This window comes from Achromobacter sp. JD-1, assembly GCF_038594925.1.
Taxonomy (GTDB): domain Bacteria; phylum Pseudomonadota; class Gammaproteobacteria; order Burkholderiales; family Burkholderiaceae_B; genus Achromobacter; species Achromobacter spanius_C.
In genome coordinates, this window is sequence record NZ_JBCGCS010000002.1 from 466927 (window position 1) to 487466 (window position 20540).

The window sequence follows — 20540 nt, forward strand, 5'->3', positions numbered from 1 at the left end:
GGGACATTTCTTATCTACCCACCACCGTATCGCCACGCTCTTACGGGCACCTTACGCAAAAACCGGGCCGGAGCCCGAGCAATCAACGCAAGGCATCGCGCATCACGCGTGATGCCTTTAAGGCAGTGCATAAGGATAGCAGCCCGATCAACACCACGGCAGGCTGCCGCAGGTGTTGATTCAGACGGCGGGACGCCGCGCCAGGCCGCGCTTCATATCCACGCGCGACAACAGGATGAGCCCGCCCACGAAGAACACGCCGGTCACCAGGATGGCCAGGCGATGGTTGCCATCCGTAGCCCAGGTGACGATGCCGTAGGTCAACGGCCCGATCACCGCGGCCAGTTGCACGGCAAAGGTCCACAGCGAATAGAACTCGGCCAGGCGGCCGGCAGGCGCCAGCGCGCCGGTCATGGCGCGGCCTGCGCTTTGGGTGGTGCCCATGCATAGCCCCGCCAACGTGGCGGCCACCCAGAACACCGGCGCCGTCACGGCCGAATACGCCACCAGCACCATCACGATCCAGCCGCACAAGGTGATGGCCAGCGCCGGCTTGTGGCCGATGCGGTCTTGCACATAACCGAACGAGAACGCTCCCACGGCGGCGCCGATATTCACCGTGAACACCAGCAGCATGATCTGCGGCGTGGTGAACCCCATGACTTCGGAGGCGTAAACAGCGGCCAGCGTAATGACGACCGATATACCCGCCTGATAGCAGGCAATGCACATCAGCAAGCGGCGAAATTCGGGAAAGTGCTGGCCGGTTTCGCGCCAGGCGTAGGCCAGGCGCTTCAACATGTGCAGCGCTTGTGGCTTGACCGCCTGCGGCCGCGCGCGCTCTTTCAGCAGAAAGAACGACGGCAGCGCCGCCAACGCGAACACCGTGCAGGTGACGACGATGACCCAGGGCACGAAATGTTCCGCCGTCATGCCACGGCCTTCGGCCGATGTCACCACCACCAGCGACAAGCCCAGCGTCAGCATGCCGCCGCAATAACCGAAGCTCCAGCCCCAGCCCGATACGCGGCCCAGCGCGGCCGGGCGGGCAAGCTCGGGCAGGAATGCCGCCACCACGGATTCCCCCACGCAGTAGCAATAGTTGGACACCACAATGGCGGCCAGCGCCAGCCACACGTCGCCGGGGCCGGCCTGCGTCAGCACCAAGGTGGCGGCCACGCAGCCGATGGTGCTGGAATACAGCAGACGACGCTTGCTGCCGCTGGCGTCGGCGCGCGCGCCCAGCGTGGGCATCGTCAGCATGATGAGCAGGTAGGACAGCGACAGCGCCGCCGTCCAGGCCAGCGTGGCCCACGGGGCGCGCCCGCCGACCACGCCAACAAAATAGGTGCTGAACACCGCCGTGAGAATGACGGTGGTGTAGCCGGAATTCGCGAAGTCGTACATGGCCCAGGCCCAGACTTCGCGTTTAGCCACGCCGGGGTTCAGAGGGCTCGCGCCCCCTGCCCCGACTTCAGGCATGGAACCGCCCGCGGGCGGTTCCGGCAATTGCGTCTGGCTCACAGGCCCAGCGCGGCAATGCCCGCTTGCGCGATCAGCACGTCTTCGGTCGACTTCACGCCCGACACGCCGACGGCGCCCACCACATGGCCGTTGACGGTGACCGGCACGCCGCCTTCCAGCATGCCTTCGATCAGCGGCGCCGACAGGAACGACACGCGGCCATTGTTGATCATCTCTTCGTAGATACGCGATTCGCGGCGGCCCAGCGCGGCGGTCTTGGCCTTGGCGGGCGCGATGTGCGCCGAGATGGGGGCCGCGTCATCCAGACGCAGCATGCCAAGCAGGTGGCCGCCGTCATCGACCACCGAGATGGTCACGGCCCACTTGTTCTGCACGGCGTGTGCTTCGGCCGCGGCGAGGATCTTCTTGACGTCTTCGGCGCTCAGCACGGGTTTGGTATTCATTGCAACGACTCCTTGATCTGTTCCAGGGCGGATGGGTCTTCAATGGTCGTCAGGTCTCCGGGATCGCGGCCTTCGCATACTGCGACGATCGCACGGCGCAACACCTTGCCCGAACGGGTCTTGGGCAATGCGCCCACAAACCGGATCCTGGCGGGTCTTGCCACCGCTCCCAGCTGATCTTCCACCAGCCGCATGATATCGCCTTCCAGCTGCTTTGCCCCGTCGGGCGTCTCGGCTCCGGCGGGATTCTTCAACACGGCGAACGCCATGGCCACCTGGCCCTTCAAGGCATCCGCCACGCCCACCACCGCGCATTCGGCAATTCCGCTGTGGCTGTTGACGGATTCCTCGATCTCTCGCGTGCCAAGCCGGTGGCCGGCCACGTTGATCACGTCGTCGGTACGGCCCAGGATGAACCAATAACCATCGGCATCCACCCGCCCCCAGTCGAACGTGGAATACACCTGCCGTCCGGGAATCGACGTGAAATACGTCTGTACGAAGCGCGCGTCGTCGCCCCAGATCGTGGACATGGCGCCCGGGGGCAGCGGCGGCACAATCGCGACCACGCCCTTTTCGTCGGCCCCCAGATCTTCGCCCGTGGCCTCGCTGACGATGCGCGCGTCAAAGCCGTAGACAGGAAATGAAGGACTGCCGAATCGGGTCGGCACGTTCTCAACCCCCGGCTGCGCGGACAGGATCGGCCAGCCGGATTCGGTCTGCCAGTAGTTGTCGATGATGGGCTTGCCCAGCCCCTCTGAAATCCAGGTGGCGGTCGGCTCGTCCAAGGGTTCACCGGCCAGATATACCGCGCGCAGGCTGGACAGGTCATGGCGCTTGAGCAGCGCGGGGTCCTGCCGCTTGAGCACTCGCACGGCGGTGGGCGCGGAGAACAGGGTATTCACACCAAACTGCTCCACCAGCTTCCACAGAATGGCGCCATCGGGACGCACCGGCGTGCCTTCATACAGCACCGTGGCCTGCCCACCGATCAAGGGGCCATAAACAATATAGGAATGGCCGACCACCCAGCCGATGTCGCTGGTGCAAAAGAACGTATCGCCCGCGCGGCCGTTGAACAGGTATTCCATGGACGACGCCAGCGCGACCGCATAGCCGCCCGTGTCGCGCTGCACGCCCTTGGGCTTGCCAGTGGTGCCGGACGTGTAAAGGATGTAGCTGGGCTCGGACGATTCCAGCCATTGCACCGGCACCCGGGCGCCGTGGTGGCGCGCGCGCAAGGTGGCGTAATCCAGATCGCGTCCGGCCACGGGTTCGAACGGCGCCAGGCCGCGATCAAACACCACCACCGAGACGGGCGGCGACTTCGCCAGGCTCAAGGCCTTGTCCAACAACGGCTTGTACGGCACCACCTTGCCGCCGCGCGACCCGCCGTCGGTGCACACCACAACCTTGGGCGCGGCGTCGTCGATGCGCTGGGCCAGGTTGACGGACGCAAATCCGCCAAACACCACCGAATGCACTGCGCCGATCCGGGCGCAGGCCAGCATCGTGAACACGGCTTCCGGCACCATCGGCATGTACAGCAGCACGCGGTCACCGCGCCCCACCCCCAGTTCCTTAAGCATGGCGGCAGCCGCGTTGACTTCTTCGTATACGTCTTGCCGGGTGTAGACGCGTTCTTGTTCCACCTCGGCGGACACCCAGATCAGCGCGGGTTGATCGCCCTGGGTCGGCAACCAGCGGTCGACCGCGTTGTAGCAAAGATTGGTCGTTCCGCCCACGAACCACTTGGCGAATGGCGGCCGAGAGAAATCCAGGACAGACTGAAAAGGCGTATCCCAATGGATGCGTCCCGCCTCCTCACGCCAGAAGGCATCCCGGTCATGCAATGATCTGTAATGGAAATCCCGAGTTTTTTGCATTTGTGTCTCCTGGTATTGTTCGTACGCCTTAAGGCGGATTGATTTCTTGCGAATCTTTCGGTCATTTTGGTAGGCAAACCTTGCACGAGGCTTGCCACAAGTCAAAAATATTCTTCCAAATTTCCACGCGGCACGGAACGTTACTGATCTGGCACTGATTAGTAATAAAAGTTTGGTAGAATGCCCGCGAAGTTGTAGATAATTGTTGATTCTGCTGACATTTCGGCCCAATCCACGGCTAATTCCGTGCTTTTTGCTGTGAAAAAGCAGGTCATCCCAGGCGAATGCATCGACACTCCATACTCGCGCGATTCTATTCATCCACTGGCCAGGCAAAGCGCGGTCTGCATACGCTCGCGCTGATGGCATGTGTAGCGAGTCTGGCAGGTTGTGCAGGCACCGGGCAAAAGTCAACCGCCCATACGTCCGAGATTGATCCGTACGAAATGGAATGGGTCGCCACCGCCGATGACCCCATCGGCATGCTGGTGACGCAAAAATTCAAGCGCGATCGCCAAGGCCGCAGTGCCGGCAACGCCGGCGCCAATAGCGGCGACAACGCCATGGTCAGCGAAGCCCTGAACTACCTGGGCATCCGCTACCGCTTCGGCGGCAGCTCTCCTGAAACCGGTTTTGATTGCAGCGGCTTGGTCTCGTACTCCGCTGAACGCTCCCTGGGTTTGAAACTGCCGCGCAACGCCGCCGAAATGGCCCGGCAAGGCGTCTCGGTCGCCAAGAACGAATTGAAAGCCGGCGACTTGGTCTTCTTCAACACCATGGGCCGCCGCTATTCGCACGTGGGCATTTACCTGGGCGACGACCGCTTCGTACACTCGCCCAGCGCCGGTGGCGTCGTGCGCGTGGAAAGCATGACCATGGCCTACTGGTCCAAGCGCTACAACGGCGCTCGCCGCCTTGACAACACGCTGATGGCATCGGCCCGCGCCGCCAACTGATCGCGCTGCTTTCGGCATGCTCGCACAAGCGGCTGCCGGAACGCCATCCCCCAAAAGCAAAACGCCGTCAGACTTTGGCCTGACGGCGTTTTTGATTGCTCTTCGCGGCCTCAAGGCCACAGGCCGTTTCGGCCTCCCCAGTTCTTATGGTCCAGCGACAAGCTACGGATTCAGTGCACGGTGCCCGCACGTGAGCACAGACCACACTGCTGCAGGGCTTGCTGCATGCTGCATACCGAACGGCGACAAGCCACGACCCGGATGCCGCCACGCTGCGCGGCGTTGCGAAAGGTCTTCATGACGTTGTGGCCCAGGAAGTCGGTCAGCAAAATGACCAGTTGCGTGCCCGAAGGCAATTGCAGCGTTTTCTTCTGATGCGAGGGATCACGGCCGCTGATGTGATGCGTGATCGAAATGTTGTGTCCTTTGAGCAGATCCGGAATATTACCCAGTCGATCTGCCCCAACCACTACTGCACTGAGTCCTGCCGTCATGATGAACCTCACTGGTCGTTGAGCCTGGATGTAATGATAATGATTCCTATTTTTTAGTCAACTTAAATGAGATCGGTTCTTATTTAATTATTTATATGAGCTTGTCCCAGGGGATAGTGAGATTTGCTATCGGCCAGGGAACTCGCGGCTGTACGGCTGGTCGCGCCATGTCGGCCCCGCCCGCCGGCGCAAAAAAAACGCGGCGTCCGAAGACGCCGCGCTGATTGGATCGCAACCGGGTATCAAGCCTATTTCGGCACGCCTTGCACGGCAGCGGACACGACCGCTCGCGTTAGCGAGGGCGCCAACATTTCCAGGAACGTGTAGACGTAGTCGCGCAGGAACACGCCCGATTTCACGCCCACGCGCGTCGTGTGCGTGCCGAACAGATGCCCCACCGGCAGGCCGACCAGGTTCGAGTCGCGACGCGGGTCATAGGCCACGCCGGCGATGATGCCGATACCCAGCCCTACATCCACGTAGGTCTTGATCACGTCGGCATCAATGGCTTCCAGCACGATGTCGGGGTGGATGCCCTGGTTGGCGAATACCTCGTCGATGGTGCTGCGGCCCGTGAACGCGCGGTCATAGGTCACGATGGGGTGTTCCGCCAGTTGCGCCAGCGACAGGCGCTTGGCGGCGCTGGACGTCAATTCCGCCAGCGGATGGTCCGGGCGCACCACCACGGTGTGTTCCCAGGCATAGACGGGCAAGGTGGCCAGGCCCGGCGTCAGCGCCAGCGACTCGGTCGCCAGCGCCAGATCGGCCTGCTCATGCAAGACCATTTCCGCCAGTTGCGCCGGGCTGCCTTCAGCCAGCGACAAATGTACTTTGGGAAATTGCTTGCGGAACGCGGGGATCACGCGGGGCAAGAGGTAGCGTGCTTGAGTGTGGGTGCAGGCGATGACCAGGCCGCCCTCGTCGCGCCGGGCGAATTCATCGCTGACTTTTTTCAGGTTGTCGACTTCGCGCATGATGCGGTCGATCACTTGCGATACCGCCAAGCCGGGCTTGGTCAGGCCCTTGATGCGCTTGCCGTGGCGTTCGAAGATCTTGATGCCCAGCTCGTCTTCGAATTCGATGATGGCCTTGGAAACTCCAGGCTGCGAGGTATAGAGCATCCGGGCGGCTTCGGTCAGGTTGAAGTCGCGCCGGATGGTTTCACGCACAAAACGAAATTGCTGGAGGTTCATTGAATTGGCCCCTGATAGATCGGCCAATTATAAGTAATAAGGACGCCTCACTATATGACTTATTTGTATAAGCTTAGGAGCAAGGCGTCCCTCCTTTCAGCGCATCGAGATCGTGGTGTTCACCGTCTTGGCGTGAGCCGACCAGCGGGCGGTAACCGTCTTGGTCTGCGTCCAGAACTGCACGGCCTGCTTGCCGTTGGGGCCCAAGTCGCCCAGCTTGGAGCCGCGCGAACCCGTGAAGCTGAACCAAGCCACCGGCACGGGAATCGGCACGTTGATGCCGACCTGGCCCACATCGATGTTGTTCTGGAAATAGCGCGCCGCGCCGCCATCCTGCGTGAACAGCGCAACGCCGTTGCCGTTGGGATTGCGGTTGATGAAGGCCACCGCGTCTTCCAGCGTTTCCACACCCACGCAGCACAAGACCGGTCCGAAAATTTCTTCGGTATAGATGGTCATGTCTTCATTGACGCCGTCAAAAATCGTCGGGCCCACGAAGTTGCCTTGCTCAAAGCCCGACACCTTCAGGTTGCGGCCATCCAGCAGCAGCTTGGCGCCTTCGTCCACGCCCTTCTGGATCAGGCTTTCCACGCGCTTCTTGGCATTGGGCGACACCAGCGGGCCCAGGTCGGCTTCGCGGTCCGTGCCGGAATTGACCTTGAGCTTCTTCGAGCGCTCGACGAAATCGGGCAGCCAGTTGCGGGCATCGCCCACCAGCACGGCCACCGACGAGGCCATGCAGCGCTGGCCGGCGGCGCCGAAAGCCGCGCCCACCAGTTGGTTCAACGCCACTTCGGGATCCGCGTCCGGCAGGATCACGCAATGGTTCTTGGCGCCCATCATCGACTGGCAACGCTTGCCCGCGGCCGATGCGCGGTTGTAGATCTCGGTGCCCACGCGGGTCGAACCAATGAACGACACCGCCTTGATGTCGGGGTGTTCGCACAGGCCGTTGGCCGTGTCAGGGCCGCCATGCACCACGTTCAGCACGCCCGGGGGCAGGCCGGCTTCCAGCGCCAATTGGGCCAGGAACAGCGACGCGGTCGGATCCTGTTCAGACGGCTTGAGCACGAAGCTGTTGCCGCAAGCCACGGCAATCGGGAACATGAAGCAAGGCAGCATCACCGGGAAGTTGAACGCGGTGATACCCGCGCAAACACCCAGCGGCTGGATCAGGGTGTAGACGTCGATGCCGGACGCGGCGTTTTCGGCGTACTCACCCAGTTGCAGGTTGGCGATCGAGCAGGCGTGTTCAACCACTTCCAGGCCGCGCCCGATTTCGCCTTCGGCGTCGGGCAGCGTCTTGCCATGTTCACGCGTAATCATCTCGGCCAGCTTGCCGGTGTTGGCGCGCAGCAGTTCCTGGAACTTCAGCATGACGCGCATCCGCGTGCCCTGCCCGCTGTTGCGCCAGGTCTTGAAGGCTTCCTTGGCGTTGGAGACGGCCAGGTCCAGCTCTTCGCGCGTGGCGAACGGCACCTTGGCAACGACCTCCTGGGTGGCGGGGTTGATCACGTCGCGCCATTCGGTGGATTTGGACTGCACGAGCTTGCCGCCGATCAATAGCGGAACGCGGGGGACTTCACTCATTTGATGCTCCTCACACTGCGTAGACGATGCGGATGGAATCCGCGTTCTTGGATCTTGCGGTGCGCCGGCCGGACAGGGGCCCAAGCCGGCGCGCCGGGCTTATTTCTTCACCAGCGGGCAACTTGAGTCGGCCAGGGGCTGGAAGGCTTCGGCCGCCGGAATGGTGGCGATCAGCTTGGAATAGTCCCAGCCGCCCTTGGATTCCGCGGGCTTCTTCACTTCATACAGGTACATGTCGTGGATCACGCGGCCATCGGGGCGGATCGATGCATTGCGCATGATCGGGTCCTTGATGGGCATTTCACGCATTTTGTCGGCCACCACCTTGCCGTCGGTGCTGCCGGCGGCAGCCGTCGCGCGCAGATAATGCAGCACGCTGGAATACACGCCCGCCTGCGTCATCGTGGGCTTCAGGCCACGGAAGGCCTTTTCGAAACGCGCGGCCCATTGGCGCGATGCATCGTCGTAGTCCCAGTAAAAACCGTCCACATACGACAGGCCTTGCGCGTTTTCCAGGCCCAAGGCACGCAGGTCCGACAGGAAGATCAACAAGGACACCAGGCGCTGCCCGCCTTCAACAATGCCGAATTCACGCGCCTGCTTGACCGCGTTGACGGTGTCCTGGCCACCGTTGGCCAGCGCCACGACCTGCGCCTTCGAACTTTGCGCCTGCAACAGGTACGACGCAAAATCCGGCGCGTTCAAGGGATGCCGAACGTTGCCGGCAACCGTACCGCCCAGCGCCTTCACCGCCTTGGCCGTGTCCGCTTCCAGCGAATGCCCGAACGCATAGTCCACGGTGATGAAGTACCAGGACTTACCGCCTGCCCGCACGGTGGCCTTGGCGCCGCCCGCGGACTGCGAATACGTGTCGAACATCCAATGGAAGCCAACGGGCGAGCATTCCTTGTTGGTCAGCGCCGTGGTGGCCGGACCCGAGAACATCACCACTTTGTTCTTCTCGCGCGCAATGCCCTGCACCGCCAGCGCCACGGCCGAATTGGTCAGGTCGGCAATGGCCGTCACGCCATCGCGGTCAAACCATTCACGCGCTTTCGCCGCACCCACGTCCGCCTTGTTCTGGTTGTCGGCGGACACCAGTTCGATCTTCATGCCCTTGCATTCCGCGGCCAGGCAGTCGTCGATGGCCAATTGCGCCGCCGCCACCGAACCCGGCCCGCCCATCCCGGCATAGGTGCCGGACATATCCGTCAGAATGCCGATCTTCACTGGCGGCTTGTCGGCCGCCTGCGCCTGGCTTACCAATAAAGCGCCCAGACACAAGCCTGCGGCCAGCCCGCGTGCGTGCAATTTCATGGATTTGTCTCCTGAGTGTTATGCGCTGAGTCGTAGCGATATGCCGTCTTTGCGGCCTGCGGCTCCCGGGGGCATTCCCCGAGGCCAGCCGACCCAGTGTAGATGTGTGAAAATCAACAAGCAACACCAGAAATGCACATTCCTTGTGCATTCATGCACAATAAGAAAATTGCCTCGCGCCCCTGTTGGCGAAGGGCCTGCGGAGAGCGAAATCGTGTTGGATTGGGATAGCCTGCGGTACTTCCTGGAAGTCGCCCGAACGCAGCGGGTCAGCGCCGCCGCGCGCAAGCTGGGGGTGGAACACACCACGGTGTCGCGCCGCATTCGTGCGCTGGAGGCAGAGCTGGACACCTTGCTGTTTGAAAAGTCCCGCAGCGCGGGCTTCATGCTGACGGACGACGGCCAGCGCCTTTTCGTGCATGCCGAGCAGATGGAAAGCACCGTGCATACCGCCCGCGAAAACCTGTCAGGCATCGGCCAGGCCTTGTCGGGGCATGTGCGTATCGGCGCCACCGAGGGGTTCGGCAGCTATGTGCTAACGCCGCTGGCCGCCGACTTCCAGCGCCGCTATCCGCACATCACCCTGGACATCCTGCCCGTGCCGCGCTTTGTCAGCCTGTCAAAGCGCGAGGCCGACCTGGCCATCACCATCGAACGCCCGCAGCGCGGCCCCTATGTGTGCAGCAAGCTGTGCGATTACACCTTGCGGCTATACGGAACGCCGGGGTATCTGGCGCGCCACCCGCCGATTGCCACGCGCGCGGATCTGGCCCAGCACACCTTCATCGGCTATGTGGACGAACTGCTGTTCAGCGAACGACTGCGCTACCTGGAAGACCTGCTGCCCGCCAGCAATGTGGTCTTGCGCAGCACCAGCGTGGTGGCGCAATACCATGCGGCGCTGCAAGGGCAGTCGTTGGCGATCCTGCCCTGCTTCATTGCCGCGCAGGATCCACGCTTGAAGCCCGTGCTGGAAAAGGAAGTGGAGATCACCCGTTCTTTCTGGATGTACTGCCACGAAGACCTGCGCAAGCTCAAGCGCGTGACGGCCCTGTGGGAATTCATCCGCAAGTCGGTGCTGAAGAACGCCGACCTGCTGGCGGGCAAGCGCGGCACGATGAAGTACCTGCCGTGATGAAGTACCCGCCTCGGTGAAGTACCCGCCATAAAGCAAAGGGACCGGAAACCGGCCCCTTGCATCTTGCTTTTTCGGCGTCTTGCCCGGCCTTAAGCCGGGGTCGCGCTCTTGGGCGCCTTGACCCGCAGACGGCGCATCAGCAGAAACACGGTCAGCAAGGCCACCACGCCATGGATTGCCCACACCCCCACGCCAAAGCTGAGCTTGCCGTTGGAAATCCAGGCGCGCGACAGGTTGATCATGTTCATGTAAAGCAAGCCCACCAGGCCGGCAATCAGCAAATCTCCCGAACGCCCCAGGCGCGGGTTCACCGCCCCCAGGGGAATGGCCAGCAGCGCCAGGTTGAGCGCGGCCAGCGGCAACGAAATGCGCCACATGACCTGCGACCAACTGCTGTCGGTGTCATCCGCGATCAGTTGCATGGTGGCGCGCGCCTTCGACGAGCGCTCGGCTGCGGCGCGGGCTTCGCCGATGGGGTCTTCACCCGCCTTGCTTTCCAGGCGCAAACCGTACTTTTCGAAGTGCACCAGGCGGATTTCAGGCGTACCCGGCTTGAGGTCATAGCGATGGCCTTCGCCCAGCACCAGGAAGCGGTCGCCATTGGGCAGGGTTTCGCTGTGCGCGCTGCTAGCCGTCAGCACGCTCAACCATTCAGGCCCGGTTTCACGCGCGAACACGTTGCCCAATTCGTCGGTGGGCTTGACCGGGTCTTCCGAGAAGAACACGCGGCTGCCGCCGGACGATTCCGCGAACTGCCCGGCCGTCACTTTGGACAGGTCGGAACGCTGCTCGAACCGTTCGTGGTATTCGCCAATCTGCCGGTAGGCCCACGGCGCGGCCACCAGCGTCAAGCCGGCCACCGCCAGGGCCACGGGAATGGCCACGCGCAGCACGGGCCGTAGCCAGTCGGCCAGCGACAGGCCGCTGGCAAACCACACCACCATTTCGGATTCGCGGTAATTGCGCGTGACGGTCGTCAGCACCGCGATGAAAATGGACACGGCCAGAATGGTCGGCAAGGCGGTGATGGTGGACAGCGCGGCCAGCACCACCACGACGTCGGCTCCGATGTTGCCCCCCGCCGCTTCACCGAGCAGGCGCACGAGAAGCACGCTGAGCCACACGACGAGCAACGTGGAAAAGACAACGCCAGCGTGACTGGTGATCTCGCTGACGACAGAGCGTTTAAATAGAGACATGGGAGAATATGCGGGATAATCGACCGCATCATACACAGACGCACACGGGAAACCCTCATGGAATTTAGCACACAGACCACCGCTTCCCTGCACCAGGTTAAAACCGCCGCCCTGGCTGTCGGGGTGTACGCGGATGGCGTGTTGAGCCCCGCCGCGGACATCATCGACCGCGCTTCCAACGGCGCCGTGCGCGCCGTGCTCAAGACCGAGTTCCGCGGCCGCGCAGGCTCCACGTTGACACTGCGCACGCTGCCCGGCGTGACCGCCCAGCGTGTGGTGCTGGTGGGTCTGGGCAAGCAGGAAGAATATTCGGCCCGCGTTCACGCATCGGCCGAACAGGCGTTCGCCTCGGTCTGCGTGGGCGCCCAACTGACGGAAGGCGTGTCCACGCTGGCCGCCAACCCTGTCGCCGACGTCGCCATCATTGCCCGCGCCCGCAGCGCCGCCATTGCGGCCGGCGCCGCCACTTATCACTACGACGCAAGCTTCGGCAAACCCGACCGCGACGCCCGCCCCAAGCTCAAGAAGATCGTCCAGGTGGTCGAGCGCGCCGACGCGGCTCAGGCCCAGAAAGGCCTGCGCGAAGGTGCCGCCATTGCCAACGGCATGGAACTGACCCGCACGCTGGGCAACCTGCCCGGCAATATCTGCACCCCCACCTACCTGGGCGACACCGCCAAGCGCCTGGCGCGCGAATTCAAATCCCTGAAGGTCGAAGTGCTGGACCGCAAGCAGGTCGAGGCGCTGGGCATGGGTTCCTTCCTGTCGGTCGCGCGCGGTTCCGCCGAAGCGCTGCGCTTCATCGTGCTGCGCCACGCCGGCGCCAAGACCGCCAAGAAAGGCGCGAAAGGCGCTCAGGGCCCGATCGTGCTGGTTGGCAAGGGCATCACCTTCGACGCCGGCGGCATCTCGCTCAAGCCCGCCGCCACCATGGACGAAATGAAGTACGACATGTGCGGCGCCGCCAGCGTGCTGGGATCGTTTCGCGCCCTGGCCGAACTTGAGCTGCCGCTGGACGTGGTCGGCCTGATCCCCGCTTGCGAGAACCTGCCGAGCGGCACCGCCAACAAGCCCGGCGACGTCGTTACCAGCATGGCCGGCCTGACCATCGAGATCCTGAACACCGACGCCGAAGGCCGCCTGGTCCTGTGCGACGCCCTGACCTACGCCGAACGCTTCAAGCCGTCGGCCGTGATCGACATCGCCACGCTGACCGGCGCTTGCGTTGTGGCCCTGGGCCACGTCAACAGCGGCTTGTTCTCGAAAGACGACGCGCTGGCCGAGGCCTTGGCCACGGCTGGCCGCAAGTCGCTGGACACCGCGTGGCGCATGCCGATGGACGACGCCTACCAGGAACAACTGAAGTCCAACTTCGCCGACCTGGCCAACATCGGCGGCCCCCCGGCCGGCGCGGTGACCGCGGCGTGCTTCCTGTCGCGCTTCGCCAAGGCCTACCCGTGGGCCCACCTGGACATCGCCGGCACCGCCTGGCGCGGCGGCAAGGACAAGGGCGCCACCGGCCGCCCCGTGCCCCTGCTGATGCAATATCTGCTGGACCAGGTTTGAAGCGCTTGCAACGGAACCGGGCATGACGCGGATCGACTTCGCCTTCGGCGCGCCCGACCGCTTGCGCATGGCCTGCCAGGTGGTGCGCAAGCGCTTTTTGGCAGGGCAGCGGCTGGTGGTGTACTGTAAAGACGGTTCGCGGCTGGCCGCGTTCGACCGCATGCTGTGGGCCTTTGACGACACCTCGTTCGTGCCGCACGTGCTGGCCAACGACCCGCTGGCGCCCGAAACGCCGGTGGTGTTGACGGCGGGAGACCCGCAGCAGGCGGCCCAGGCCGCAGCGGGCGCGGACGCCGCCCCGCTGTGGCTGCTGAATCTGGACAACGATTGCCCGCCCGGCTTCGACACCTTCGAGCGCCTGCTTGAAATCGTGTCCGATGACCCGGACGACAAGCAAGCCGCCCGACAGCGCTGGCGCGTCTATCAGAATGCGGGCCACACGCCGCTAAGCCACGACCTCAGCCGCCAAGCCACCGGCGGCTGACCAGCCCAATCCATCCCGGCGGGCATCGTCCCCGCCGCGGGTTTTTGATACTTGGGAGCCCTCATGCCCTCTCGCTCCAACGACACCGGCATCCCCACACTGACCCAGCGGGCCGAACCGACGCTCTACGCGCCGCGCCCGCCCCTTGAGACTGAAGGCCGCGTTCCCCCCGTGCTGACCGAATTGGCTGACGACGCCCCCGCCGCCGACGCCGACGATGCGTTTCCTTTGCTGACGGACATCGCCGATGGCCATGGCCAGGACTGGGACGTGGACGAGGCCCCGGCAGCGGTTCATGCCGCCGCCGCGCAAACCACCGTGGCGCAGCCAGATGCAACGGTATTGAGCGCCCGACTGCAAGCCGAGGTCGAACAATTGATGCGCCGCGCGCTGGCCGATGCCGTTGAACAGATCCAAACGCGCATGGATGCCGAATTACCGGGTATCGTTTCCCGGGTATTGAACGAGGTCCGCCCTGGGTAAACAGGGAGTCTGGCCGCGGGTCTAAATCTTCCAAAAACTGGATTCTTCAGGGAACTGTAAGGTATCCTTCCCCTCTAAGCCTACTAGGCAATTATTTTTGGCGCATACAGGAGTTCTCCATGAACGAATATCGTCCGTCCCCTTTTAACCGTTCCGGCTCGGTCGCTGGCGCGCCGGGCGAGGTCGCGCGCAATCAGGTGCTGCGCAATACGTATTGGCTCTTGGCCCTTTCGCTGATTCCCACGGTGCTGGGCGCGGCGGTCGGCCTCTACACGGGAATCAACCGTGTCATGGGCGCCAGCCCCGGCCTTTCCGCGATCGTGTTCCTGGTGGGCGCCTTCGGCATGATGTTCGCCATCGAGAAAAACAAGAACAACTCGATGGGCGTGGTGCTGCTGCTGGCCTTCACGTTCTTCATGGGCATCATGCTGTCGCGCCTGCTTGGCTTCGTGATGGGCTTCAGCAACGGTTCGCAGCTTGTCATGACGGCATTCGGCGGCACGGCGATCGTGTTCGGCACGATGGCCACACTGGCCACCACCATCAAGCGCGACCTGTCCGGGATGCAGAAATTCCTGTTCATCGGCGCGGTCGTGATCCTGGTTGCAGCGCTGGCCAACATCTTCCTGCAAATGCCCGCACTGATGCTGACCATCTCGGTCATGGCCATCCTGGTGTTCTCGGCGTTCATGCTGGTTGACCTGCAGCGCGTGGTCAATGGGGGTGAAACCAACTACGTGTCCGCCACCCTGGCCATCTATCTGGACGTCTACAACGTCTTCTCGAACCTGCTGATGCTGCTGGGCATCTTCGGCGGTAACCGCGAGTAATCGCGCCCCGCAAGTTCAGTACTGAAGGCCTACATTCGCATGTAGGCCTTTTTCTTTGGAGCGCTCCCATGCACGATCGCCGCCGCTTCCTCCAAACCGCCGCCTGCGCCACCTTGCTGGGACCCGCGGGCGCCGTCCAGGCCCTGAGCGCCAAGCAAGCCATGCTGAAGCGCTCCATTCCGTCTACGAAGGAACAGATACCCGTCATCGGCCTGGGCACTGCCGACACCTTCAACACCTCGCCCGATGACGCAGCAGCCATGCAGCCCTTGGCGCAGGTGCTGGACACCTTCGCCAAAGCGGGCGGCACGCTGATCGACACCGCGCCCAGCTACGGCCAGGCCGAGGCGGTTGTGGGAGCGCTGCTGGCGCGCCAGGGCGACGAAGGCAGCCGGTACTTCCTGGCGACCAAGATCGGCGCGCGTGGTCACGACGCCGCCATGGAGCAAATTCGCGCATCACAAAAGTACCTGGGCCGCGACAAACTCGACCTTATCCAGATCCACAACCTGATCGACACCCGCAATCAACTGGGCCTGCTGCGCAACCTGAAGCAGCAAGGCGTCATCCGTTACGTCGGCATCACTCACTACCTGGACCATGCCCACGACGAACTGACCGAACTGGTCGAACGCGAAAAACCCGACTTTCTTCAGATCAATCTATCAGTGGGCGCGCGCAACGCTGAAAAGCGCCTGCTGCCGGCTTGCCAGGCCAACGGTGTCGCAGTGCTGATCAACCGCCCCTTCCAGGACGGCGCCCTGTTTCGCCAGGTCAGGGGTCGTGCCCTGCCCGGTTTGGCAGCCGACATCGGCTGCACCTCCTGGGCGCAGATTTTCCTGAAATTCATCATCGGGCATCCGGCGGTCACCGCCGTCATTCCCGCCACCTCCAAACCCAAGAACATGGCGGACAACGCACTGGCCGGGTTCGGGCCGCAACCCGACGCGGCCATGCGCGACCGCATCGCCGCCCTGCTGGCATAAGCCATGGCCGCTGCCGGCCTTGGCCTCCTGCCTGGCCGCATTGCGCGCGCCTTGGGCATTCATGAAGAGGAAATAGCGCCAGCAGCCTGCGGCTTCGCCTTCTTTTTCTTCCTGTTTTGCGGCTATTTCATGCTGCGGCCCATCCGCGAAACCATGGGGATCCAGGCGGGTGTGAACCAACTGCAATGGCTCTTCACCGCCACCTTCTTCGCCACCCTGGCGGTGGTGCCGGTGTTTGGCGTCTTGTCCTCGCGCGTGCCGCGCTCAACGCTGCTGACCTGGGTCTACGGCCTGTTTGCCCTGACCATGGCGGGCTTTGCCATGCTGCTGCATCTGCAACCGGGCAGCGTCTGGGCGGCGCGCGCGTTCTATGTATGGCTGTCGGTCTTCAATCTGTTCGTGGTTTCCATCGCCTGGAGCCTGATGGCCGATGTGTTCCGCATGGAGTCGGCCAAGCGCCTGTTCGCCTTGATTGCCGCCGGCGCCAGCGCGGGCGGGCTGTGCGGTCCACTGCTGGGCGCGTTGCTGGCGGGCGCGCTTGGTCCGGCGGGCCTGCTGCTGCTGTCGGCGCTGCTGCTCGCGGCGACGTTGCCGCTGAAGCAATGGCTGTTGCGATGGCGCGCCGCCACGCGTACGGACGTCAGCCAGCAGGACATCAAGCAGCCCATTGAAGGTGCCGTGCTGGCCGGCATTTCGCGTATTTTCCGGTCTCGCTATCTGCTTGGCATTTCGTTGCTGGTGGTGCTGCTGGCTACCCTCAACACCTTTCTGTACATGGAGCAGGCGCGGCTGGTGGCTGACTCGTTCCCCGACACCACGCAGCGCATCCGCGTATTCAGCGCGCTGGACTTCACCGTGCAGACGCTGGCGCTGCTGTCGCAAGTTTTTATCACTGGCCGCGTGGCCGCGCGCCTGGGGCTGCGCTTTCTGTTGACCGCGGTGCCCCTGGCCGTAGGGCTGTCATTCCTGGCGTTGGCCGCGTTCCCTGTCTTTGGCGTGTTGGCCGCGGCAATGGTCCTGCGCCGGGCCGGCGAATACGCCTTCATCAGACCCGGGCGCGAAATGCTGTTTACGGCGGTTCCGCCCGAAGACAAATACAAGACCAAGAGCGTCATCGACACTGTGGTCTACCGCGGCGGCGACGCCGCCAGCGGTTGGGTCAAGGCAGGGGTGGACATGCTGGGCCACGGCGCGGCGTTGATCGCGCTGTTGGGCGCGGCCGTGGCGCTGGGCGCAGCGGCGGTCGGCTATGCGCTGGGAAAACAGGCCGATGCAAGAAAGGACGACAAGCGTTAGGTTTTTCCAAACATCCATATTATTAAGACAAACGGATTCTTCGGGCGGCCGCCGCACAATGACGCAGCTCTCAACGCCTGGGGAATCGTCATGAAACGCTCTGCCTGCCTTGCCGCCTTGCTGCTTTGCCTTAGCGCCACGTCCGCGCACGCCGACTATCCGGAACGCGCAATCACCTTGATCGTGCCTGCCGCGGCGGGCGGCAATGCGGACATTACCGCGCGCCTGATCGGCCAGGAGATGAGCCGTCAGCTTGGTCAGCCAGTCGTGGTGGAAAACCGCGTCGGAGCCGGGGGCCGCATCGGCACCCAGGCGGTGGTTCGCGCCCCGGCCGACGGCTATACCATCGGCTACGCCCACGTCGGCACGTTGGTGCTGCATCGGTTTCTGTTCAAACAGCAGCTTTACGACCTGGACCGTGACGTGACGCCCATCGGCCTGGTGGCCGAGACGCCCAACGTCATCGTGGTGAATGCCGCGTCACCCTATCGCGACCTGAAAAGCTTCATCGAGGCCAGCCGCGCCCAGCCCGACCGCATGACGATGACATCGGCCGACCCAGGCACGACCAGCGAGGTCGGCGTGAAGCTTTTCATTGCCCAGACCGGCGCCGCCGTGCGCCAGATTCCCTACAAGGCGACGGCCGCGCAGCTCTCCGACCTGCTCGGTGGCCATGTGGACGCCATGATGGAAAACCTGCCTCCGCTGATCGGCAACCTGAAGGATGGCCGCCTGCGCGCGCTGGCCGTCACAACACGGTCGCGCGCTGCATCCAATCCCGATGTGCCGACGGTGGCCGAACAGGGCTACCCCGACTATGAACAGTCAGCCTGGAGCGCGCTGATCGCTCCCGCCGGTACGCCGCCAGCCGTCATCAACCGCCTGAATGCCGCGATGAACCAGGCGCTGCAATCGGAACATGTCGCAAAAGAACTGCGCAGCCGTTCGCAAGCGCCGCTGGGCGGCACCCCGCAGGACGTACAAACCCAAATTCGCAAGGAACTGCCCAAATGGGAAAACATCATCAAGGCCGCCACGCTGGATTGACGTCCACGGGCGCGCCTGCGGCAAGCCCCCCAGCCGGAGGCGCCACATGATCCAGGTAAGCCGGGAAGACTTCTCCGTTGCCGCCGCAACCAATGACTCGGCCTATCGCCGCATCACCATTCCCATGTTGCGGGTCGACGCCGGCCCTGGCCCCGCCGTGGCCCTGATGGCGGGCGTGCATGGCGACGAATGGGAAGGCCAGGCCGCCATTCTGGATTTGTGGCATCACCTGCCCAACGTACTGCAACGGGGCACGGTCTATTTGCTGCCCGCCGTCAACGCAGAGGCATCGCTGGCCGGCACACGACTGTCGCCCGCCGATGGCGGCAACCTGAACCGCGCCTTCCTGGGCGCCCCCGCGCGCGGCTACACCGAAAGCGTGGCGGCCGCCCTCGAAACGCGTCTGCTGCCCCACGTGCAAGCCATGGTCGACGTCCACAGCGGTGGCGCGTCCCTGCGTTATCTGCCATCGTCCGTGATCACGCGCTACGGCAGCGACGCCTACGACGAGCGCCTGCCCGCCCTGGCGCGCGCGTTCGGCCTGCCGCATTGCGTGTTCTTTCGCGGCAATGAAGCGGGCTCCATGCCGGCCGCGGCCAGCCGCCACCGCGTGTTGCGCCTTAGCGCCGAAATCGGCGGCGGCAGAGAAACCAACAGCGCTCTGGTCGAACGCTGCCGCGACGGCCTGCTCGGTTGCCTGGGAGAGCTGGGCCTGTTGCCCAGCCAACCACGCCCCCGCAATCCGGACACTCTGCTTTATGACCTGGAGGCCCCCGCCGCCACCCTTTGGGCAGGCGAATCCGGCGTATTCGTGCCCAGCGTTGAACTGGGGCAGTCCGTCACAGCGGGCCAGCAGATTGCTCGCCTGATCGAACCCGCCCGCCCCGACACGCCCATGCGCCCCTTGCATAGCCCTCAAGCGGGCACGGTCGTGTGCTTGCGCGCCATCGCCCGGTGTGACGACGGCGACTGCCTGCTGCAAGTCGCACCCGCCCTTCCCCTTGAATTCCTCGCGTCAAAGTACTGACCATGCAGATGAACCCTGGATTGTCCGGCCTACGTTGTATCCGCTGCACCCGCCTGTGGGCGCCCGGCGACTATCCCGAAGGCTGCCCCCATTGCCTGGCCGCTGGCCACCCCGCCACGCTGGAATGCGTCTACGAACCTTCCAGCGGCGGCAACACCATGCCCTTGCCGGTCCTGGCGCCCATCACGCTGGGCGAAGGCGACACACCTTGCCTTGATGCATCGGATCTGGCCGTGGCCGAAAGCATCGGCCAGCTTTGGCTCAAATGTGAGGCCGCCAACCCCACCGGCAGCCACAAGGACCGCATGGCGGCCCAGTTGGTGTCTCGGGCACGACTGGCTGGCGCAACCCGCGTGGCCGCGGCCTCCAGCGGCAACGCCGGCGTGTCGATCGCCGCCTATTGCGCGGCCGCCGGCTTGCAGGCCGACATCGCCATCACCCGAAACTGCCCGCCCTTGCAGCGCGAAGCCATGCAGCGCTTCGGGGCAAGACTCAGCGCCTTTGAAGACAGCCTAGCCCGCTGGCCATACGTCGAAGACCTGTGCCGTAACCAGGGCGCATTCGCGGGCACCAATTACCTGAATCCGCCCGTTGGCACCCACCCTTATGGCGTGGAAGGCTACAAGCCCATTGCCGCTGAAATCCTGGACCGCTGCGGCACGCCGACCGACATCATCGTGCCCACCGCGCGCGGCGATCTGCTGTGGGGCATCTTCCTGGGTTGGCAGCACCTGCTGCAAAGCGGCCGCATTCAACGCTTGCCGCGCCTGCACGCCATTGAACCCCATGCGCGCTTGTCGCAGGCCCAGGCCAGCGGAGACGCGCGCGGCTTGTGGGACGCGGCAACGGCGCAGTACTCCATTGCGGGTGGAACCTGCACGCTGCAATCCCTGGAAGCTTTGTCGCGGTCGGGCGGCACGCCTGTTGAAATTGACGATAAGGCCGCGGCCCAGGCGCAGCAACTTCTGGACCGCAGAGGCATCAGCACCGAGCTATCGTCGGCCGCCGCGCTGGCGGCGGTGGCCAAGCTGCGGCGCTCGGGCGTATTGGATGCCGAATCGTCGGTGGTGCTGATGCTGACTTCGGACGGTCGCCGGGGCTGAGCGGGACCTGGCCCGCA

General features: G+C 63.9%; 19 protein-coding genes. 11 read left to right on the forward strand and 8 right to left on the reverse strand.

The window, feature by feature from the left end; genetic code table 11:
* Positions 1-180: 180 nt before the first annotated feature.
* The 3 genes from WBR68_RS05375 to WBR68_RS05385 are packed head-to-tail and all read right to left on the reverse strand — an operon-like array spanning position 181 to position 4183.
* Positions 181-1482, reverse strand: coding sequence for an MFS transporter (locus tag WBR68_RS05375; RefSeq protein ID WP_230693688.1), 1302 nt, complete (start codon positions 1480-1482; stop codon positions 181-183).
* 38 nt (positions 1483-1520) lie between these two features.
* On the reverse strand, positions 1521-1928 hold the full coding sequence (locus tag WBR68_RS05380; RefSeq protein WP_006218075.1) for a heme-binding protein: 408 nt from the start codon (positions 1926-1928) through the stop codon (positions 1521-1523).
* Entirely contained in the window at positions 1925-4183 is a 2259-nt protein-coding gene (locus WBR68_RS05385; protein WP_342490491.1) for a propionate--CoA ligase, read from the reverse strand. Before WBR68_RS05385 ends, WBR68_RS05380 begins: the two co-directional genes overlap by 4 nt.
* Here WBR68_RS05385 and WBR68_RS05390 point away from each other — a divergent pair.
* Positions 4099-4770, forward strand: a complete 672-nt coding sequence (locus tag WBR68_RS05390) for a C40 family peptidase (protein ID WP_050447657.1) — start codon at positions 4099-4101, stop codon at positions 4768-4770. The genes WBR68_RS05385 and WBR68_RS05390 overlap by 85 nt on opposite strands.
* A 170-nt stretch (positions 4771-4940) precedes the next feature.
* On the opposite strand, the gene WBR68_RS05395 is transcribed toward WBR68_RS05390, so the two are convergent.
* The 4 genes from WBR68_RS05395 to WBR68_RS05410 all read right to left on the reverse strand — a co-directional run bounded on the left by WBR68_RS05395 (position 4941) and on the right by WBR68_RS05410 (position 9364).
* Positions 4941-5264, reverse strand: a complete 324-nt coding sequence (locus WBR68_RS05395; RefSeq protein ID WP_039883953.1) for a DUF2325 domain-containing protein — start codon at positions 5262-5264, stop codon at positions 4941-4943.
* Between the two features lie 248 nt (positions 5265-5512).
* Positions 5513-6457 carry a CysB family HTH-type transcriptional regulator gene (locus WBR68_RS05400; RefSeq protein ID WP_050447656.1) on the reverse strand — a complete coding sequence of 315 codons (945 nt, stop codon included), beginning with the start codon at positions 6455-6457 and terminating at the stop codon, positions 5513-5515.
* Positions 6458-6553: 96 nt separating this feature from the next.
* The gene (locus tag WBR68_RS05405) at positions 6554-8047 is read right to left on the reverse strand and encodes a CoA-acylating methylmalonate-semialdehyde dehydrogenase (RefSeq protein WP_230693665.1); all 1494 of its coding nucleotides are present in this window, start codon (positions 8045-8047) and stop codon (positions 6554-6556) included.
* Between the two features lie 99 nt (positions 8048-8146).
* A complete protein-coding gene (locus WBR68_RS05410) occupies positions 8147-9364 on the reverse strand; it encodes an ABC transporter substrate-binding protein (RefSeq protein WP_050447654.1) in 1218 nt (405 codons plus the stop codon).
* Between the two features lie 214 nt (positions 9365-9578).
* Between WBR68_RS05410 and WBR68_RS05415 the strand changes: the two genes are divergently transcribed.
* Positions 9579-10499 carry a LysR family transcriptional regulator gene (locus WBR68_RS05415; RefSeq protein WP_050447653.1) on the forward strand — a complete coding sequence of 307 codons (921 nt, stop codon included), beginning with the start codon at positions 9579-9581 and terminating at the stop codon, positions 10497-10499.
* Positions 10500-10591: 92 nt separating this feature from the next.
* On the opposite strand, the gene lptF is transcribed toward WBR68_RS05415, so the two are convergent.
* Positions 10592-11701 carry an LPS export ABC transporter permease LptF gene (gene lptF, locus WBR68_RS05420; RefSeq protein ID WP_230693666.1) on the reverse strand — a complete coding sequence of 370 codons (1110 nt, stop codon included), beginning with the start codon at positions 11699-11701 and terminating at the stop codon, positions 10592-10594.
* Positions 11702-11758: 57 nt separating this feature from the next.
* On the opposite strand from lptF, the gene WBR68_RS05425 reads away from it, so the two are divergent.
* From WBR68_RS05425 to WBR68_RS05465, 9 genes are all read left to right on the forward strand, one after another.
* Positions 11759-13267 (forward strand): leucyl aminopeptidase, encoded by a 1509-nt coding sequence (locus tag WBR68_RS05425; protein ID WP_230693667.1) that lies wholly within the window; start codon positions 11759-11761, stop codon positions 13265-13267.
* 22 nt (positions 13268-13289) lie between these two features.
* The gene (locus WBR68_RS05430) at positions 13290-13751 is read left to right on the forward strand and encodes a DNA polymerase III subunit chi (RefSeq protein WP_230693668.1); all 462 of its coding nucleotides are present in this window, start codon (positions 13290-13292) and stop codon (positions 13749-13751) included.
* 63 nt (positions 13752-13814) lie between these two features.
* Entirely contained in the window at positions 13815-14234 is a 420-nt protein-coding gene (locus WBR68_RS05435; RefSeq protein ID WP_127183751.1) for a hypothetical protein, read from the forward strand.
* 119 nt (positions 14235-14353) lie between these two features.
* The gene (locus WBR68_RS05440) at positions 14354-15064 is read left to right on the forward strand and encodes a Bax inhibitor-1/YccA family protein (RefSeq protein ID WP_050447648.1); all 711 of its coding nucleotides are present in this window, start codon (positions 14354-14356) and stop codon (positions 15062-15064) included.
* A gap of 68 nt (positions 15065-15132) precedes the next feature.
* Positions 15133-16050, forward strand: a complete 918-nt coding sequence (locus WBR68_RS05445; protein ID WP_230693669.1) for an aldo/keto reductase — start codon at positions 15133-15135, stop codon at positions 16048-16050.
* A gap of 3 nt (positions 16051-16053) precedes the next feature.
* Positions 16054-17346 carry an NTP/NDP exchange transporter gene (locus WBR68_RS05450; RefSeq protein WP_230693670.1) on the forward strand — a complete coding sequence of 431 codons (1293 nt, stop codon included), beginning with the start codon at positions 16054-16056 and terminating at the stop codon, positions 17344-17346.
* A gap of 90 nt (positions 17347-17436) precedes the next feature.
* Positions 17437-18393 (forward strand): Bug family tripartite tricarboxylate transporter substrate binding protein, encoded by a 957-nt coding sequence (locus tag WBR68_RS05455; RefSeq protein ID WP_127183748.1) that lies wholly within the window; start codon positions 17437-17439, stop codon positions 18391-18393.
* A 46-nt stretch (positions 18394-18439) separates the two neighbouring features.
* Positions 18440-19420: a succinylglutamate desuccinylase/aspartoacylase domain-containing protein gene (locus WBR68_RS05460; RefSeq protein ID WP_230693671.1), complete on the forward strand. Its 981-nt coding sequence runs from the start codon at positions 18440-18442 to the stop codon at positions 19418-19420.
* A 2-nt stretch (positions 19421-19422) separates the two neighbouring features.
* On the forward strand, positions 19423-20523 hold the full coding sequence (locus WBR68_RS05465) for a pyridoxal-phosphate dependent enzyme (RefSeq protein ID WP_230693672.1): 1101 nt from the start codon (positions 19423-19425) through the stop codon (positions 20521-20523).
* The last annotated feature ends 17 nt before the right edge of the window (positions 20524-20540 follow it).